Below are 15,719 nucleotides of genomic sequence, written 5' to 3' on the forward strand. Positions count from 1 at the left end.
GAACCGGTTTCGAACGGATTCAGCAGCAAGCTATGAGCCCCCGGATCGCTTAGCACATGGGTTTTGGGGTTGATCTGCCAACCGACCCTGACACGACGCAGCAATGCCAGAATGATGGCTTCCAGTGCCAGCAGCCTGAAGGGTTTGACAAGGTAGTGATCGGCGCTGCCGCCAAGACCGGTCAGCTTGTCCTGCAAGGTACCCCTCGCCGTTAGCAGGACAATGCCGGTGGCCGGATCGGATGCCCTGAGCCGCGAGACCGCCAGGAATCCCTCGCCATCCGGAAGGTTGACGTCGATGATGGCGACATCGGCCCAGCCGACAACCGGCCAGAACTCCCTCAGGCTGCCCGCTTCGGCTACCGCATGCGAGCGACCGCGGAGGAAATCCGAGAGCTCCTGACGGTAATCGACCTCGTCTTCCAGCAATACGATAGTGGCCATCTCGAGGTGGGGGGAACCTTGGGAACATCCTGAACGGTCCGGTCTCTTCCTGCCGGCCTAATCGCCTTGACACAGGGAGCCCCCGGAAACAGCTTGTATTCTAGGCAAACGTATCCGCCATGAGTGTGTTGAACCAGACCTGCATGTCCTTGTAGCTCCCTGTGGTGGCCGAGGTCGCGGCGATCGGCGTACCATTGTTGTGGAAAGCCGGGACGACCATCGTTCCGCTCTTGGGCTCATACTGGTAGACGGCCGACAGCCAAGTGGCCCGGTCGGCCGTAATCGGCGTATAGCAGGCCGAGTTGGTGACCGGTGACGGATTCAGCGGTTTGTTCTGCAGGATACGCAAGATCGCATCGGCGCAGGTCTTGCCCTGCTGGTTGCCGATGTGTCCGGCCTTGGGCTGGGTGGTTGAACTGGCGTCGCCAATGACATGAATGCCCGCGCCGGGTTTCCGGGTTGCCTCGTAGCTGAGCATGTTGACCGGAACGGTGCGTTCATTGCTGGGAGGTGTGGAATCGTACAAGCCCGCCGTTTCCAGCATGGCGGGAGCGCGTTGCGGCGGAATGGGGTTGAGCACGCCGGCCATGATAGCGGCCTGCGCGATTCCGCCCTGTCTGAAGTCTACCTTGCGGGAATAGCTGTCGATGCCGGTGATCTCGCAGTTTGACCGGTAATCGACGACGTACCCATAGGCACCGCCGAAGGCCGTCAGGAAGTTGTTCTTCTCGACCAGTAGGTCGGGGTTGGCATCGAGCACCACGACCTTGCTGCTGACATGATTGGTGCGGAGCCAGTCGGCGATGACACAGGCCCGTTCATAGGGTCCGGGTGGGCAGCGGAAAGGCGCCGTGGGGATGGTGATGACGACATCGCCCACGCGGGTTCCGGCCTTGAGCTCCAGCAACTGGTTACGCAGCAGCTCGGTTTGCGGACCGGCTTGCCAGGCATGCGGCACCAGCGTGTTGTACTCGTCCTGATCGCTCATGCCCGGCATCACGTCAAACTCCAGTCCCGGCGCCAGCACCAGCCGGTCATAGGAAATATCACCCCCGTTCTGGCGGCTGACCTGCTTGCCGGCGGTATCGATGGCAATCACCGTATCCTGGATCAGCGAGACACCATAATGATTCACCAGTGTGCTGTAGGCATAGCTGAGCTGGCTCATGGGGAGCTGCCCGGTCAGCACCTTGTTGCTCATGATGTTCGAGGTATAGCGGCTGGCTTTTTCGATCAGCGTGACATTGACCCCGGTGCCACCCCAGAGGCGCAGGTACTTGGCCAGTGTTGCGCCGGCCATGCCGCCGCCGACGATCAGCACCTGGCCGCGGATGCCAGTGTTGGTCGGCACGGGGAACAACCGGGAGCCTTCGCCGAACGCGTTGTCGTCATCGGCCCGCAGCAGACCGGGGACGGTCAGAAGCCCCAGGCCGCCGGCGGCGATGTTTCCAAGAAATGTACGACGATCCATGATGGTTACCTCTGATTGGCCAGATACTTGGCAATGGCCCGCAGTTGCGCCTCGGTGTAGCCCCTAGTATGGGCCGCCATGATGCCGTCGGCATCCTCTTGCCCGCTGGCATACTCGGCGAGCTCATTGAAAATTTCGGCTTCCGTTTCACCGAGCAATGCCTCGAAACCGCCGCTGCCGTTGGTTCCGTGGCACTGGAAGCAGTTGCTCGCCAGCAGTCGGCCCTCGGTGTTGTCGGTCACCCCGCCGCCACCGGCGGCGGTGACGGTCACATTCACCGTGCGATTGGTCTTCGCGTCACGGACGGTGACCTTGGCGCTACCCGCGGCGACGCCCTGGACAAGGACGGCCGTGCCATTCACCGTGGCCCGCGCCACGCTGGCATTGGAACTGGAAGCCTGCACCGTACCGTTCGGGTTGCTCACCGTCACATTCGCCGACTGGCCGGCGACCAGGCTGAGCGATTCCGGCGACACGGCCATGGGTGGTGGATTTACCTTGACCTGCAAGGTTTTCTTGCCGCCAGTGTCTTTGACGGTTACGGTAGTGCTACCAACCGTCAGGGCCGTCACGGTAATCCTGGCGGAAGCCAGCTGAGCCGATGCAATACCCGGCTTTGAGTTCTGAAGCGATAGCGAGCCCCTGATGTTGCTGACGGTTACCGTCGCGACTTGCCCGGGAATCATCGTCAACGATGAAGGCGAGAGGGAAGCGGCCGCGGCCGGCTCCATCAATGGAAGTAGGCTGAGTAGCCCTATCAATTGGTTACGAATGTTCACGTCTGAGTCTCTCTCGATGGCTGATCTACCCGGGGTACCGTTGAGCCGGCCGGTTTACTGGAGCATCAAAATATTAGCAAATAATGAAAATCTGAGACAGGCAGACGCTTTTGCAAAAGGCCTTGCACAAAACATCCTGCCGTGGATGGATAGGCCTGCACAAAGCCGATCGCTTGCGGGCCAATCCGGCAATCCGGAAGGCAGCAGCCTTCGAACTGAAACTGACCAGCCTTGAGGATTTATGCGACTGAAAAGCCTGTTCACCGGTGGCTTCCTGACCGAACGCGTCGTCCTGCTGGCGCTGGTGGGTGGCCTGGGATACGCCTGCCTGACGATCGTCGCGCCTTTCGTTCCGCCGTTCATCTGGGCGATGATCCTGGCCCTCTCGACCTGGCCTTACTATCAGCGGCTCACGTCCTGGCTGGGAGGACGCCGCAAGCTGGCCGCGCTGCTGCTGACCGGTGTGCAGTTGCTGATCTTTGTCGTGCCGACCATCATGGCGCTGACGGCCCTGACCAATCATGTGCCCAACCCCGAGGCGGCCTACGAGGCGGTCGATACCTGGCTGAAAGGGGAACCGCCCGACTGGCTCACCAACCTGCCATGGGTCGGCGAACGTCTGGATGCGGATTGGCGCGAGGGCAAACTGTTCAGCCTGCTGGAGCCTGGCCGGCTGCGTGCGGCGCTGACCACTGCCGGCAAATGGCTGTTGCAGGAGAGCGCGAACCTAGCGCTCAATATCCTGACCGTCGTGCTGGCGGTGGCGATGGCCGGATTGCTCTATTCGAACGGCGAAAAGGGTGCGGTAGTCGCGGAAAAACTGGCTCTGCGCATCGGCGGTGAAGCCGCCGTGCAGGCCTTGCGCACGGCAGCGAATACCGTGCGTGGCGTATCCCTGGGCGTCATCGGAACGGCGTTGATCCAGGCGCTGCTCTCCGGCATCGGCTTTGCCCTGGCGGGACTGACGGCCGCCCCAGCGCTGGGCCTCGTCTGTTTTCTGGCAGCACTCCTGCAGATCGGCACCGGTATCGTCTGGATACCTGTGGCGGCCTGGCTGGCCCACATCGATCAGAATGCCTGGGCGGTTTTCACCGTGGTCTGGGGTATCGCAATCAACCTGATGGATAATTTCATCAAGCCCTACTTCATCGGGCTGGCCAGCCCGCTGCCCTTCCTGCTGATCATGGTCGGCGTGGTCGGCGGGTTGCTGGCCTGGGGCTTCGTCGGTATTTTCCTGGGCACCACGCTGTTGGCGGTGGCCTACACGACATTCTTCGGCTGGCTGGAACGACCATCGGATGACTGAGCGGCGGTCAGGCGGGTGGGTCCGAGTGTCGGCTCCACCCTGAAATCCGCCGCGTCAGTCCTTCTGCTCAATCTTGACGTCCGCCAGCTCACGCAGGCGTTCGACGAAAGCGCCGAATTCCTGCTGGCCACCACTGCGCAGCAGGAACTGGCCAGCCGACTCCTGCTCTTTCAGGTCGCTTGCCGCTACCGGACCATCCTTCACCGACGGGATGGCGTAGACGAAAATGCTGCCATCGGCGAGTGCGACCTCGCCCGGTGTCACCACGCCGGGCGCGGGGCGTGCCGCCGTGAAGGCCGCCCGCACCAGCTCCGCCGGCAGCTGATCGTTGTCACGACGGATGAAACCGGCGTGGACAGCCGTGAGCCCCGAACTCTTGGCGGCCTCGTCAAGCGACTTGCCCTCGCGCAGTTGCTTGAGAAGCTGCTGCGACTGGGACTGGGCCAGCTTGCGCGCCGCCTCGTCACGCAGCCGGGCCAGAATTTCGTCCCTGACTTCGGCAAGGGGTTTGTCCGCGGCTGCCTGATGCTCCCTCACCCGCAGGACCACGGCCTTCTCGTTGCCCAGTTCCACCGGATCGCTGTTGCGACCGCCAAGCACATCTTCGCTGAAGGCCGCCTTGCGAATGGCCTCCTCGGTTGCCAGCCCCTCGCCCGCATCGCGCGTGAACAGACCGGTCTGCTGAACCTGCAAGCCGAGCTGTTGCGCAGCCTGCTCCAGACTGCCGGGATGCTCGAAGGTAATTTCGGCCAGCTTCTGGCCTTTCTCGTAGAAAGCCGTTTCGGCGCGATTGCGCTGGGTCGCCTGCCGCAATTCCTCGCGCACCTCATCGAAAGGCCTGATCCTGGCGGGCACCCATTCGGTCAGCTTGATGAGGTGATAACCGAACGATGTCTTGACCGGCGCCGAAACCTCGCCAGCCTTGAGGGCTTCGGCAGCCTTGGTGAAGGTTTCCTCCTGGGCGCCTGACTCCAGATAGCCGAGATCGCCGCCTTTCTTGCCGGAGACGGTATCGCTGGAGAGTTCCTGGGCCAGCTTGGCGAAATCCTCGCCCTGGACCAGCCGCTCGCGGACAGCATTGACCTTGTCCTGGGCACGCCTATCGGCAGCCTCGTCCGTCCCGTCCAGCGTGATCAGGATGTGGCTGATCTTGCGCCGCTCCGGAGTGCCATAGCCGGCTTTCTGTTCCTCATAGAGTTTCTGCAATTCCTCGTCGCCGACCTGGATATCCTTGGCCAGGTCATTCAGGCCGAGGGCAAGGTACTCGATCGATACACGCTCGGGACTGCGGAATTCCTGCCTGTGACGCTCAAAATAGGCGTTGATCTCCGCATCGGTGAACGCCTGCGCCACTGTGGGCAGCGCGATCTTGGCGTAGTCAAGTTGCCGCTCCTGTCCCTTGAGGCGCATCAAGGTCTCGAGTTCCCCCTTGGTGACGAACGCGCTGTCGGCGATCCCTCGCTGGAACTGCTCCGTGATCAAAGCGCGCCGGATCTGCGCGGCAAACTGTTCGGGACTCACGCCCTGCGCCGCCAGCATGACCTTGTACTTGTCCTTGTCGAACTTGCCGTCGGTGAGAAAGTACGGCAGGCTCTGGATGAAACCCCTGGCCTCGACATCGGAAACGACCAGGGCGCGCTGCTCCGCGCTCTGGGCGATGACTTCCTGGCTGATCAGGCGATCAAGCGCTTCGCGCCGCAGTTGCTTCTCGTCGAAATCGTCGATCCCGACCAGATTATTGAGGCTCTGCTCATAGGCGCGGGTTACCTCGCGGTCGAAGATCTCGCGGTCGCCAACGGTGGCCGCCGGCTTCTCCTTCCCCGTGTCGATGTAGTTCTGGATTCCCCACAGCGCGAAAGGAACGCCGATGACTATCAGTAACACCCAGGCAAAAATACCCTGCGCACGATCACGAATCGCTTGGAGCATATCGGTTAACCTTGCAACGAAATGTTGATGACCTCCTGACCGGGCTGCGAGGACACGGTCAGGATAACGGACAAAAAAAACCCCGCTTGTGAGCGGGGTTTCTGACTTAGTGGCGGAGCGGACGGGGCTCGAACCCGCGACCCCCGGCGTGACAGGCCGGTATTCTGACCAACTGAACTACCGCTCCGAAATGGTGGGTGCTGTAGGGATCGAACCTACGACCCTCGCCTTGTAAGGGCGATGCTCTCCCAGCTGAGCTAAGCACCCTAGAAAGACGACTAGTTTACAGCATCCTTCAGCGCTTTGCCAGCCTTGAATGAGGGAATTTTTGCAGCGGCGATGGTGATGGTCTCGCCGGACTGCGGATTACGACCCTGGCGGGCAGCGCGCTCCTTGATCTGAAACGAGCCGAAGCCAACCAGCGACACCGTATCGCCCTGCTTCAGGGCCTCGGTGATGGCATGCACCATGCCATCCAAGGCTCGGGTAGCATCCGCCTTGGTCAGGTCAGCCGCATCGGCGATCGCTTCAATCAATTCAGCCTTGTTCATAGTTCCCCCCAGGAGGTTTAAAAAATCGTTCCGGAGCCCCTAAGGCTCCACAGGTATCGAAAACGTTCGCCGTTGTCCGCAATAGCTTCCGCCGACAGCGGCCGGGCAATTTATCAGCCCGGGAAAACCCGTGTCAAGGCACGGATGGCGCGGGCTCCGCCGGTTTTCAGGACCGTCCCGAAGCCATGGCGGACCGGCAAAACCATCCGCGCCGCGCGCTCATGCTCAGTGCGCGACCACCGGCGTCTTCAAGCCCGTCGCCTTGCCGACAGCCGCTGCATCGGCAACTGGCGCGATCAGCGGCTCCGGCATGCGCTGCAGGGCGTAGGTCAGCACGTCATCGATCCAGCGTACCGGCACGATATTCAGGTTTTGCTTGATATTCTTGGGAATATCATTGAGGTCTCGCTCGTTTTCCTTGGGAATCAACACCGTGGTGATGCCGCCCCGGTGCGCGGCCAGCAGCTTTTCCTTGAGTCCCCCGATCGGCAGCACCTCGCCCCGCAGGGTGATTTCGCCAGTCATCGCCACGCTTGACCGTACCGGGATACCGGTCAGGGCCGAAACCAGAGCCGTGCACATGCCGATACCCGCGCTCGGCCCATCCTTGGGCGTGGCGCCTTCGGGGACATGGATGTGGACATCCTGCTTCTGGTAGAAGGCGGGATCGATGCCCAGCGATTCGGAACGCGCCCTCGCCACGGTAATGGCCGTCTGGATCGACTCCTGCATGACCTCGCCCAGCTTGCCGGTATAGGTCTGCTTGCCGGTTCCCGGCATGACGACCGCTTCGATGGTCAACAATTCGCCGCCCACTTCGGTCCAGGCGAGCCCCGTGACCTGGCCAACCTGATCGTTCTCCTCGGCCTGGCCATAGCGGAAACGGCGAACACCCAGGTAATCCTCCAGGTTACGCGGGGTGACATTGACGCGCTTGGCGGCCGGCTTCAGCAACAGGCCCTTGACCACCTTGCGGCAGATCTTGGCGATATCGCGTTCCAGGTTGCGGACGCCCGCTTCCCGCGTGTAGTAGCGGATGATGTCGCGCACGGCAGACTCGGTGATCTGGATCTCGCTGTCCTTGAGACCATTGTTCTTGATCTGCTTGGGAAGCAGATAACGCAGGGCGATGTTGATCTTCTCGTCCTCGGTGTAACCGGCCAGGCGGATCACCTCCATGCGGTCCAGCAATGGCGCGGGAATGTCCAGCGTATTGGCTGTCGCCACGAACATCACTTCGGACAGGTCGAAGTCAACCTCCAGATAGTGATCGTTGAAGGCATGGTTCTGCTCGGGATCCAGCACCTCCAGCAAGGCCGAAGCGGGATCGCCACGAAAGTCCATGGCCATCTTGTCGATCTCGTCGAGCATGAACATCGGATTGCGGGTCTTCACCTTGCTGAGGTTCTGCAGCACCTTGCCCGGCATAGAACCGATATAGGTCCGACGATGGCCGCGGATCTCGGCCTCGTCGCGGACACCGCCCAGCGCCATGCGCACATACTTGCGATTGGTGGCACGCGCGATCGACTGCCCGAGGGAGGTCTTGCCGACACCGGGCGGGCCGACCAGACAGAGGATCGGGCCCTTCAGCTTCTTCACCCGCTGCTGGACGGCCAGGTACTCGAGGATGCGCTCCTTCACCTTTTCCAGCCCGTAGTGTTCGGCCTCAAGAATTTTTTCCGCGTGGGCCAGATCATGGTTGACCTTGCTGCGCTTCTTCCATGGCATGCCGACCATCCAGTCGATGTAGTTCCGTACCACGGTGGCCTCGGCCGACATCGGCGACATCTGCCGGAGCTTGTTCAGTTCGGCCTCGGCCTTGGTCCTGGCCGCCTGGGGCATGCCGGCCTTGGCAACCTTGTCCGCCAGCTCGTCGAGCTCGCTCGGCGCATCGTCCATGTCGCCGAGTTCCTTCTGGATCGCCTTCATCTGCTCGTTCAGGTAGTACTCGCGCTGGTTCTTCTCCATCTGCTGCTTCACGCGGCCACGGATGCGCTTTTCCATCTCCAGCAGGTCGACCTCGCCCTCCATCAGGCTCATCAGACGCTCCAACCGCTCGGTGACGCGGGAGGCTTCCAGGATCGACTGCTTGTCCTCAATCTTGATGGTCATGTGTGCGGCGATAGTGTCCGCCAGGCGCACCGGGTCGTCGATGCCGGCCAGGGAATTGAGCACCTCCGGCGGAATACGCTTGTTCAGCTTGACGTACTGGTCGAAGGTACCGATGACGGTGCGCATCATGACGTCCATTTCCTGCTCATCGGTACCAACCTCGTCGGCCAGGGGCGAGGCCGAAGCCAGCAGGCAATTGTCGACGTCGTGGAAATGCTCGACCCGGCTGCGTTCGGCACCCTCGACCAGCACCTTGACGGTACCGTCGGGCAACTTCAGCAGCTGCAGGATGTTGGACAAGGTACCCACCCGATAGAGATCATCGAACCCCGGATCGTCGACCTCGGCCTCCTTCTGCGCCACCAGCAGGATCTGCTTGCCGTCGCGCATGGCATTGTCGAGCGCCAGAATCGATTTTTCGCGGCCCACGAAGAGAGGGATGACCATGTGTGGATAGACCACGACATCGCGTAGCGGCAGAACGGGAATCAATCGTTCCGCCTGGAGGGTTTTGGTCACTTGGTTGTCCATGTGCGTATCCCGGAATCTGGAAATCTGGTTGAGACAGGTTGAGGATATGGTTCGGGAATCGACCAATACAAGGTTTTTTGACACCTTGATGTAAAAAAACCCGCCGCAGCGGGTTTTCTCTCGGACAGATCAATCGGCGCTCAGTCGGCAGCCACCGCGCGCTGCTTGTCCTCGCTCTCGTAGATCAGCAGTGGGGTGGCCTCACCCCGGATCACGTTATCATCGATGACGACCTTGCGAATGCCCTCCGCGGACGGCAATTCGTACATGGTATCGAGCAACGTGTGCTCCAGGATGGTCCGCAGACCGCGGGCCCCCGTCTTGCGTTCCATGGCCTTACGGGCGATGACATGCAGGGCCTCATCGCGGATATCCAGTTCGCAGCCCTCCATTTCGAACAGCTTCCTGTACTGCTTGACCAGAGCGTTCTTGGGCTCGCTGAGGATGCGAACCAGCGCCTCCTCGCTCAGTTCCTCAAGCGTGGCCACCACGGGCAAACGGCCGACAAACTCCGGAATGAGGCCGTACTTGATCAGGTCCTCGGCCTCGACATCGGCCAGGATCTGACCGACATTGCGCGACTCATCCTTGCTTTTGACATCGGCTGAAAAACCGATCCCGCCCTTCTCGGAGCGGGCGCGGATCACCTTGTCCAGTCCGGCGAAGGCACCGCCGCAGATGAACAGGATATTGGCGGTATTGACCTGCAGGAATTCCTGCTGCGGATGCTTGCGCCCGCCCTGCGGCGGTACCGAGGCCACCGTGCCCTCGATCAGCTTGAGCAAGGCCTGTTGCACGCCCTCGCCCGACACGTCACGGGTAATGGAGGGGTTGTCCGACTTGCGCGAAATCTTGTCGATCTCGTCGATGTAGACGATGCCGGATTCGGCCTTCTCGACGTCGTAATCACACTTCTGCAGGATTTTCTGGATGATGTTCTCGACATCCTCGCCCACATAACCGGCTTCGGTCAGGGTCGTGGCATCGGCGATGGTGAACGGCACATCGAGCAACCGCGCCAGCGTCTCCGCCATCAGCGTCTTGCCGGAACCGGTCGGGCCGATCAGGAGGATGTTGCTCTTGGCCAGCTCGACGTCGTTCTTGCGGGCATTGCCCTGCACCCGCAGGCGCTTGTAATGGTTGTAGACGGCCACCGACAGGGTACGCTTGGCCTTCTCCTGGCCGATCACGTACTCATCGAGCACCTGCTTGATTTCCTTGGGTTTCGGAAGCTTGTCGGTACCGCTGCTGGCGGTTTCCTGCAACTCCTCGCGGATGATGTCGTTGCAGAGCTCCACGCATTCATCGCAGACGAAAACGGACGGGCCGGCAATTAGCTTGCGAACCTCGTGCTGGCTCTTGCCGCAGAAAGAGCAGTACAACAGCTTGCCGTTGTCCTTGCCTCGCTTGTCATCGCTCATGGAGCACCTCGTTGTGAAACTGGATGATTCCCGTGGGGAGCGGGCTGGCCGCCGGGGGCGCGGATCGATCAGGCAACCCGGCGCTCCAGCACCTTGTCGATCAGGCCGTAATTCACCGCATCAGGGCCGCTCATGAAATTGTCGCGGTCGGTATCGCCGGCGATCTTCTCGATGGGCTGCCCGGTATGGTGGGCGAGGATGCGATTCAGGCGATCGCGTACGGCGAGAATCTCCCGGGCATGGATGTCGATGTCGCTGGCCTGTCCCTGGAAACCGCCAAGCGGCTGATGAATCATCATCCGCGAGTGCGGCAGGCTGTAGCGCTTGCCAGGCGCGCCGCCGGCCAGCAGCAGCGCCCCCATGCTGGCCGCCTGGCCAATGCACAGGGTGCTGACATCCGGCTTGATGAATTGCATGGTGTCATAGATCGCGAGACCGGAGGTCACCACCCCGCCCGGGGAATTGATGTACAGGTGAATGTCCTTGTCCGGATTTTCCGATTCGAGGAACAACAGCTGGGCGATGACCAGATTGGCCATGTAGTCCTCGACCTGGCCAACCAGGAAGATGACGCGTTCCTTGAGCAGCCGGGAGTAAATGTCGAAGGCGCGTTCGCCCCGCGCCGATTGCTCGATGACGACCGGAACCAGCCCGGTGGCCAGCGTCTCCTCCGCGATCGACTTCTTGTCATGAAACATGCTGCGGTTCCTCTTGTGTATGGCGGATCAGACTTGTCCGGGCGCCAGATTACCACCCGTCGCGGCCAGCATGAGCGCCTGGAAGTCAATGGTCTCTTCCTGGGTCTTGCCCTTTTCCAGCACCAGATCGACGACCTGGTCCTCGACGGCCATGTTCTCGATCTCCCGCAGTCGCGACGGATCGGCGTAGTACCAGCGCACGACCTCGTCGGCATCCTCGTAGCTGGCCGCCAGATCCTCGACCGCGGCGCGTACCCGTGCCGGATCGACCTTGATGCCATGGGCATCGATGATCTTGCCGAGAATCAGGGCCAGCGCAACGCGGCGGCGCGCCAGCGGCTCCAGCTGGGATTTCAGGCCATCCTCGTCGAGCGCCTGCTTGTGCTTGCGGGCCGACTCCCGATAGGGCTTGATCAGATCGTTCAGTTCATCCTGCACCAGCACCGTGGGCAGCTGAATGGCATTCTTGTCGAACAGCTGGTCCATCACCGAGCCCTTGGTCCGGGATTTCAGTGCCCGGCGCATCTCGCGCTCCATATTGACGCGGATGTCGGCCTTGAAATCCTCCAGGATGCCGCTTTGGATACCGAAAGACTTGATGAAGTCGGCATCGACCTCCGGCAGTACGGACACCTCGACGCCCTTGACCGTGATCGAGAAATGCCCGGTCTTGCCTGCCAGTTTCTCACCCGGATACTCTGCGGGGAAGTCCAGCTCGAAGGCCAGCTCATCGCCCGTGCGAGTACCGATCAGCCTGTCTTCGAACCCCGGAATCATCTGCCCCGAACCCAGGATGACGGGGAAATCCTCGACCCGGCCATTGGTGAAGGATTCACCCTCGTGCGTGCCGTCGAAAGCGATGATCACCCGGTCGCCGCTGGCGGAGGGACGTTCGGCGGCCTGCCAGGTTTTCCGCTGTTCGCGCAGGCGCTGGATCATGCCGTCGACATCGTCCTCGCCGACGCTCGACACAAACCGCCTCGCCTCCAGGGTCTCCAGCGGCATCGGCACGAACTCCGGCAGGATTTCGAAGCTGGCCTCGTACTCCAGCCCCTCGCCCTCGTCGGCCTTGTTGGCCTGGATATGCGGTGCGCCGGCGGGATTCAGCTTTTCGCTGCGGACGGCATCGTAGAAGCTGGATTGGATGAGATCGGAGAGCACTTCCTCGCGGACCTGCTGGCCATAGCGTTTGCGCACCACCGTCGCCGGCACCTTGCCGGGACGGAAGCCGTCGATCTTGACCTTGCTTGAGAGGGACTGCAACCGGGATTCGACTTGCTGCCGGATCTTCTCCTCCGGCACGGTTACGGTCATTTTCCGGCTGAGTTCGGACGTCGCTTCAACAGACACTTGCATGTCGCAGTCACCTCAAGGATTGAAAAAATGGATGGAATATTCGGTACGGACCATCATGCGCCGCGCGACTTGCGCAAGCCCACGCCGCCGGCAGCGGAACACGGGGGTCGACAAGATGGCCTGCTGCGGGGGTCTGGTGCGAATGGGGAGACTCGAACTCCCACGGGTTGCCCCACTGGAACCTAAATCCAGCGCGTCTACCAGTTTCGCCACATTCGCCTGATGCGTCCCGACAGCTCCCCGGATGGGAGCCGTCGGTGGGATGGGATTGGGGTTCTGCCTGAGCGGGCAGGCCGATCGCGGTCCTGCAAAACATCGGGCTATTATAAAGCTAAGGATATTTTTTTCACGCCCTATCTCTCGGCCATCCCCGCCGGCGGACGCGGCCAGGCGACGGGGACTGTTGCCCAGCCGGCCAGCGCCGGGACATCAAGACCATGGAAACCGAAGGCGTCATCCAGTTCGAGCTTGACTTCCGACTCACCGCCCCACCGGCGGCACGGCTGATCAGGGAGCTGGAATCGTGGCGTCGCCTGTTGTTCCGGCTGGGGCTGACCGGACAGGATCCCAGCCGTTATGGTGGACTCGCCTATGGCAACGTGAGTCGGCGGCTTGCCGGGCGGCAATTTCTGGTCAGCGGCACCCAGACCGGCATGCTGGCCCGGCTGGAAACTCGACACTACTGCGTGGTGGAGCGCTGCGAGCCGGCCGACAACCGGATCGTTGCCCATGGCCCCATTCAGCCCTCTTCCGAGGCCATGACCCATGCCGCCGCCTACGCGGCATCGCCGACTATCGGCTGGGTGCTGCACGTACACTCGCCAGAGCTATGGGAACATGCCAACCGGCTGGGTCTCGCCATGACTGGGCCATCGCTGCCCTACGGCACCCCGGGCATGGCGGCAGCCGTAGGCAATCTGCTGGCCGCGAACCCTGCGCAGGTCATCGCGATGGGTGGCCATCGAGACGGGCTTATTGCCACCGGCGATACCATCGAGAATGCCGCACTACCGTTGCTGAAGCTCCTCGCCGCCGCGCTGTACCTGGCGTGATGGCGCCCCGGACAGGCCGCGGCAGCCATCGCATCCTATAATGCGTTGCACCCTCCACCCCCATGCCAAGCGGGAGACACTCATGACATTCAAGGCGAAGCTGGACACGATGCTTTCCTATCCGTTGCAGACCAGCCTGTTCGTAGCCCTGTACTCATTGCTGCTGTTCCTGCCACTGATTCGCCCCCCCATCGTCCTGAGCATCATCCTGGTGACGGCGCTGGTCTATCTGTCGATGTTCTTCGGCGCCCTGTTCTCACGGGATCGCTCTTCCGACTGAAGCGATGGGCAGAAGACACCACCCGGCCGCGAGAGGCCGCCGTCCGCCTACCGGAGCAACCGTGGCATCGGGTACACCCGCCGGTCTGCTCCGCCGGCTGGTGGCGCTGCTCTATGACTGGATTCTGCTGGTGGCGCTGCTCTTTCTGCTAACGGCAGGGCTGCTGGCCTTTCGGGGGGGCGCCGCCTTCGCCCCGCACGACCCCTTTTATCTGGCCAGCCTGCTGCTGACGGGCATTCTGTTCTTCGGCTGGTTCTGGATGCACGGCGGACAGACCCTCGGAATGCGCGCCTGGCGCCTGCAACTGGTAAGCCAGTCGGGTGACCGCCTGACCTGGTTGCAACTTGTCGCGAGATGCGGAACAGCCATGCTGGCCGCGGGATGCCTGGGCCTCGGCTACCTATGGATGCTGATCGACGGCGAGTCCTGTTGCTGGCAGGACCGGATTTCAGGAACGCGGGTCATCTTCCGGCCCGGCATGGGAAAAGGGGTATGAAGAGACCCGTCATACCCCCGGGGGGCACACCAATCAGGCCTCGTCGATGGTGGCTTTGTGGTTCTTCACTTCACCACGCTGGATGCGCACGTATTCCTCCAGCTGGCGAGTGGCGGCGGAAAAGGCATCCCGCAGGGCCACATAAATATCCTCATGAGCCTGCTTGTCATGATGGTCGCGACTGATCACGATATGTTTGTTGGGAACGTTGATATCGATCCGCACCTTGTAGAGATTGCCCTGGTGCTGATGATGATGCTCCGATTCGACCGCCACGCGGCAGCTGGTGATGTTGTGGCAGAACTGCTCAAGCTTGGCAGCCTTCTCGCGAATGCGGGTTTCCACCGCATCGGAGTGCGGAATGCCCCGGAATGTGATCTCTAGTGGTGATTGCATAGGTCCTTCCAAGTATGGGATGTGGCCGCCTGCCATGCCGAGTCCGATGTTCGAGGATGAGTTCGCCTGGACACCCCGGCTTGATATGGCTTCCCCGCCTCTTGCATGGCGTGTCCGACAGTCTTGAGTATTGATCGGCGGCACGCAGTCGTAAGGGGTGTGGCTACTCAACGGTTGCCGACGCACGCTTGCACGTCCGCAGACAACCGGAGTGGCGCGCATGATAAACAAGACGCTTGCCACGTGTCGAATCGAACGCGCGTGGCATGCTCGCCGCATGGACATGGCCGATTGCCATGGAACTCGATCCGGTCTGGCGCCATCCATACCGATCCCGGCAACACCGACGCCCCCCTGGAGAGACAACCATGACGCAAACCCACAATGACACCCTAGCCCCCGAAATCATCAAGCGACGCCTGCCGGAAGAGCTTCCGCACTGGTATTACGAGGACGGCTGGATCCGGCGGCGCTACCGCACCAGTGGCTGGAAGGGCACCCTGATGGTCGTCAACACCATTGGCCACCTCGCGGAGGCCGCCTGGCACCACCCGGACCTGACCGTCTCCTATGCCTTCGTGATCGTCAAGCTCAAAACCCACTCCGAAAAAGGCGTTACCGAAAAGGACTTCGCCCTGGCACGAAAAATCGAAGAGGTCATACAGTGGCAGGCTGCCCAGACCCACCCGGGCGTGCTGGAGGGCACGCCGGACGATCCCCGCTTCAAATACGTGAAGTACGATTGAGAGGCTTTGCCGGATCGCCCCGGACATCTCGGCGGCTCTGGGGCTTGACGCATGCCGCCAAGCCGAGGTGACACAGCCCCCGCCGCCCCCCGGGCAGGACGGGGCTCGATGTCCTGACCGATTCCGGCATTCCGGCCACCATCCCCGCC

Annotated in this window: 15 protein-coding genes and 3 tRNA genes; 5 read left to right on the plus strand and 13 right to left on the minus strand. The window is 61.7% G+C overall.

What is annotated here, in order from left to right:
- The 3 genes from ACYQ1H_RS13925 to ACYQ1H_RS13935 all read right to left on the minus strand — a co-directional run.
- A partial coding sequence (locus tag ACYQ1H_RS13925; protein ID WP_460028650.1) for a response regulator transcription factor occupies window positions 1–443 on the minus strand: 443 nt, incomplete at its 3' end.
- Window positions 444–543: 100 nt separating this feature from the next.
- The gene (locus tag ACYQ1H_RS13930; protein WP_460028651.1) at window positions 544–1,914 is read right to left on the minus strand and encodes an FAD-dependent oxidoreductase; all 1,371 of its coding nucleotides are present in this window, start codon (window positions 1,912–1,914) and stop codon (window positions 544–546) included.
- Window positions 1,915–1,919: 5 nt separating this feature from the next.
- Entirely contained in the window at window positions 1,920–2,693 is a 774-nt protein-coding gene (locus tag ACYQ1H_RS13935; protein WP_460028652.1) for a c-type cytochrome, read from the minus strand.
- A gap of 241 nt (window positions 2,694–2,934) precedes the next feature.
- Between ACYQ1H_RS13935 and ACYQ1H_RS13940 the strand changes: the two genes are divergently transcribed.
- Window positions 2,935–3,999, plus strand: a complete 1,065-nt coding sequence (locus ACYQ1H_RS13940) for an AI-2E family transporter (RefSeq protein WP_460028653.1) — start codon at window positions 2,935–2,937, stop codon at window positions 3,997–3,999.
- A 54-nt stretch (window positions 4,000–4,053) separates the two neighbouring features.
- On the opposite strand, the gene ACYQ1H_RS13945 is transcribed toward ACYQ1H_RS13940, so the two are convergent.
- From ACYQ1H_RS13945 to ACYQ1H_RS13985, 9 genes are all read right to left on the minus strand, one after another.
- Entirely contained in the window at window positions 4,054–5,928 is a 1,875-nt protein-coding gene (locus ACYQ1H_RS13945; RefSeq protein WP_460028654.1) for a SurA N-terminal domain-containing protein, read from the minus strand.
- Between the two features lie 110 nt (window positions 5,929–6,038).
- Window positions 6,039–6,115: transfer RNA gene (locus tag ACYQ1H_RS13950), tRNA-Asp, on the minus strand.
- A 4-nt stretch (window positions 6,116–6,119) separates the two neighbouring features.
- Window positions 6,120–6,195, minus strand: a tRNA-Val gene (locus ACYQ1H_RS13955).
- A gap of 11 nt (window positions 6,196–6,206) precedes the next feature.
- Entirely contained in the window at window positions 6,207–6,479 is a 273-nt protein-coding gene (locus ACYQ1H_RS13960) for an HU family DNA-binding protein (RefSeq protein ID WP_460028655.1), read from the minus strand.
- A 225-nt stretch (window positions 6,480–6,704) separates the two neighbouring features.
- Window positions 6,705–9,125 (minus strand): endopeptidase La, encoded by a 2,421-nt coding sequence (lon, locus tag ACYQ1H_RS13965; protein ID WP_460028656.1) that lies wholly within the window; start codon window positions 9,123–9,125, stop codon window positions 6,705–6,707.
- A 140-nt stretch (window positions 9,126–9,265) separates the two neighbouring features.
- Window positions 9,266–10,546, minus strand: coding sequence for an ATP-dependent Clp protease ATP-binding subunit ClpX (clpX, locus tag ACYQ1H_RS13970; protein ID WP_460028657.1), 1,281 nt, complete (start codon window positions 10,544–10,546; stop codon window positions 9,266–9,268).
- Between the two features lie 68 nt (window positions 10,547–10,614).
- Entirely contained in the window at window positions 10,615–11,244 is a 630-nt protein-coding gene (clpP, locus tag ACYQ1H_RS13975) for an ATP-dependent Clp endopeptidase proteolytic subunit ClpP (protein WP_460028658.1), read from the minus strand.
- 27 nt (window positions 11,245–11,271) lie between these two features.
- Complete coding sequence (gene tig, locus ACYQ1H_RS13980; RefSeq protein WP_460028659.1) at window positions 11,272–12,600, minus strand: trigger factor; 1,329 nt, start codon at window positions 12,598–12,600, stop codon at window positions 11,272–11,274.
- Window positions 12,601–12,734: 134 nt separating this feature from the next.
- Window positions 12,735–12,819, minus strand: a tRNA-Leu gene (locus tag ACYQ1H_RS13985).
- 218 nt (window positions 12,820–13,037) lie between these two features.
- On the opposite strand from ACYQ1H_RS13985, the gene ACYQ1H_RS13990 reads away from it, so the two are divergent.
- From ACYQ1H_RS13990 to ACYQ1H_RS14000, 3 genes are all read left to right on the plus strand, one after another.
- Entirely contained in the window at window positions 13,038–13,652 is a 615-nt protein-coding gene (locus ACYQ1H_RS13990; RefSeq protein WP_460028660.1) for a class II aldolase/adducin family protein, read from the plus strand.
- Between the two features lie 82 nt (window positions 13,653–13,734).
- The gene (locus ACYQ1H_RS13995) at window positions 13,735–13,932 is read left to right on the plus strand and encodes a hypothetical protein (RefSeq protein ID WP_460028661.1); all 198 of its coding nucleotides are present in this window, start codon (window positions 13,735–13,737) and stop codon (window positions 13,930–13,932) included.
- A gap of 61 nt (window positions 13,933–13,993) precedes the next feature.
- Window positions 13,994–14,428: an RDD family protein gene (locus ACYQ1H_RS14000; RefSeq protein ID WP_460028662.1), complete on the plus strand. Its 435-nt coding sequence runs from the start codon at window positions 13,994–13,996 to the stop codon at window positions 14,426–14,428.
- 33 nt (window positions 14,429–14,461) lie between these two features.
- Here ACYQ1H_RS14000 and ACYQ1H_RS14005 read toward each other — a convergent pair whose 3' ends face one another.
- Window positions 14,462–14,824 carry an HPF/RaiA family ribosome-associated protein gene (locus ACYQ1H_RS14005; protein WP_460028663.1) on the minus strand — a complete coding sequence of 121 codons (363 nt, stop codon included), beginning with the start codon at window positions 14,822–14,824 and terminating at the stop codon, window positions 14,462–14,464.
- 368 nt (window positions 14,825–15,192) lie between these two features.
- Between ACYQ1H_RS14005 and ACYQ1H_RS14010 the strand changes: the two genes are divergently transcribed.
- Window positions 15,193–15,570, plus strand: a complete 378-nt coding sequence (locus ACYQ1H_RS14010; protein ID WP_460028664.1) for a 4a-hydroxytetrahydrobiopterin dehydratase — start codon at window positions 15,193–15,195, stop codon at window positions 15,568–15,570.
- Window positions 15,571–15,719: the final 149 nt, after the last annotated feature.

The organism is Methyloparacoccus murrellii (assembly GCF_054657115.1).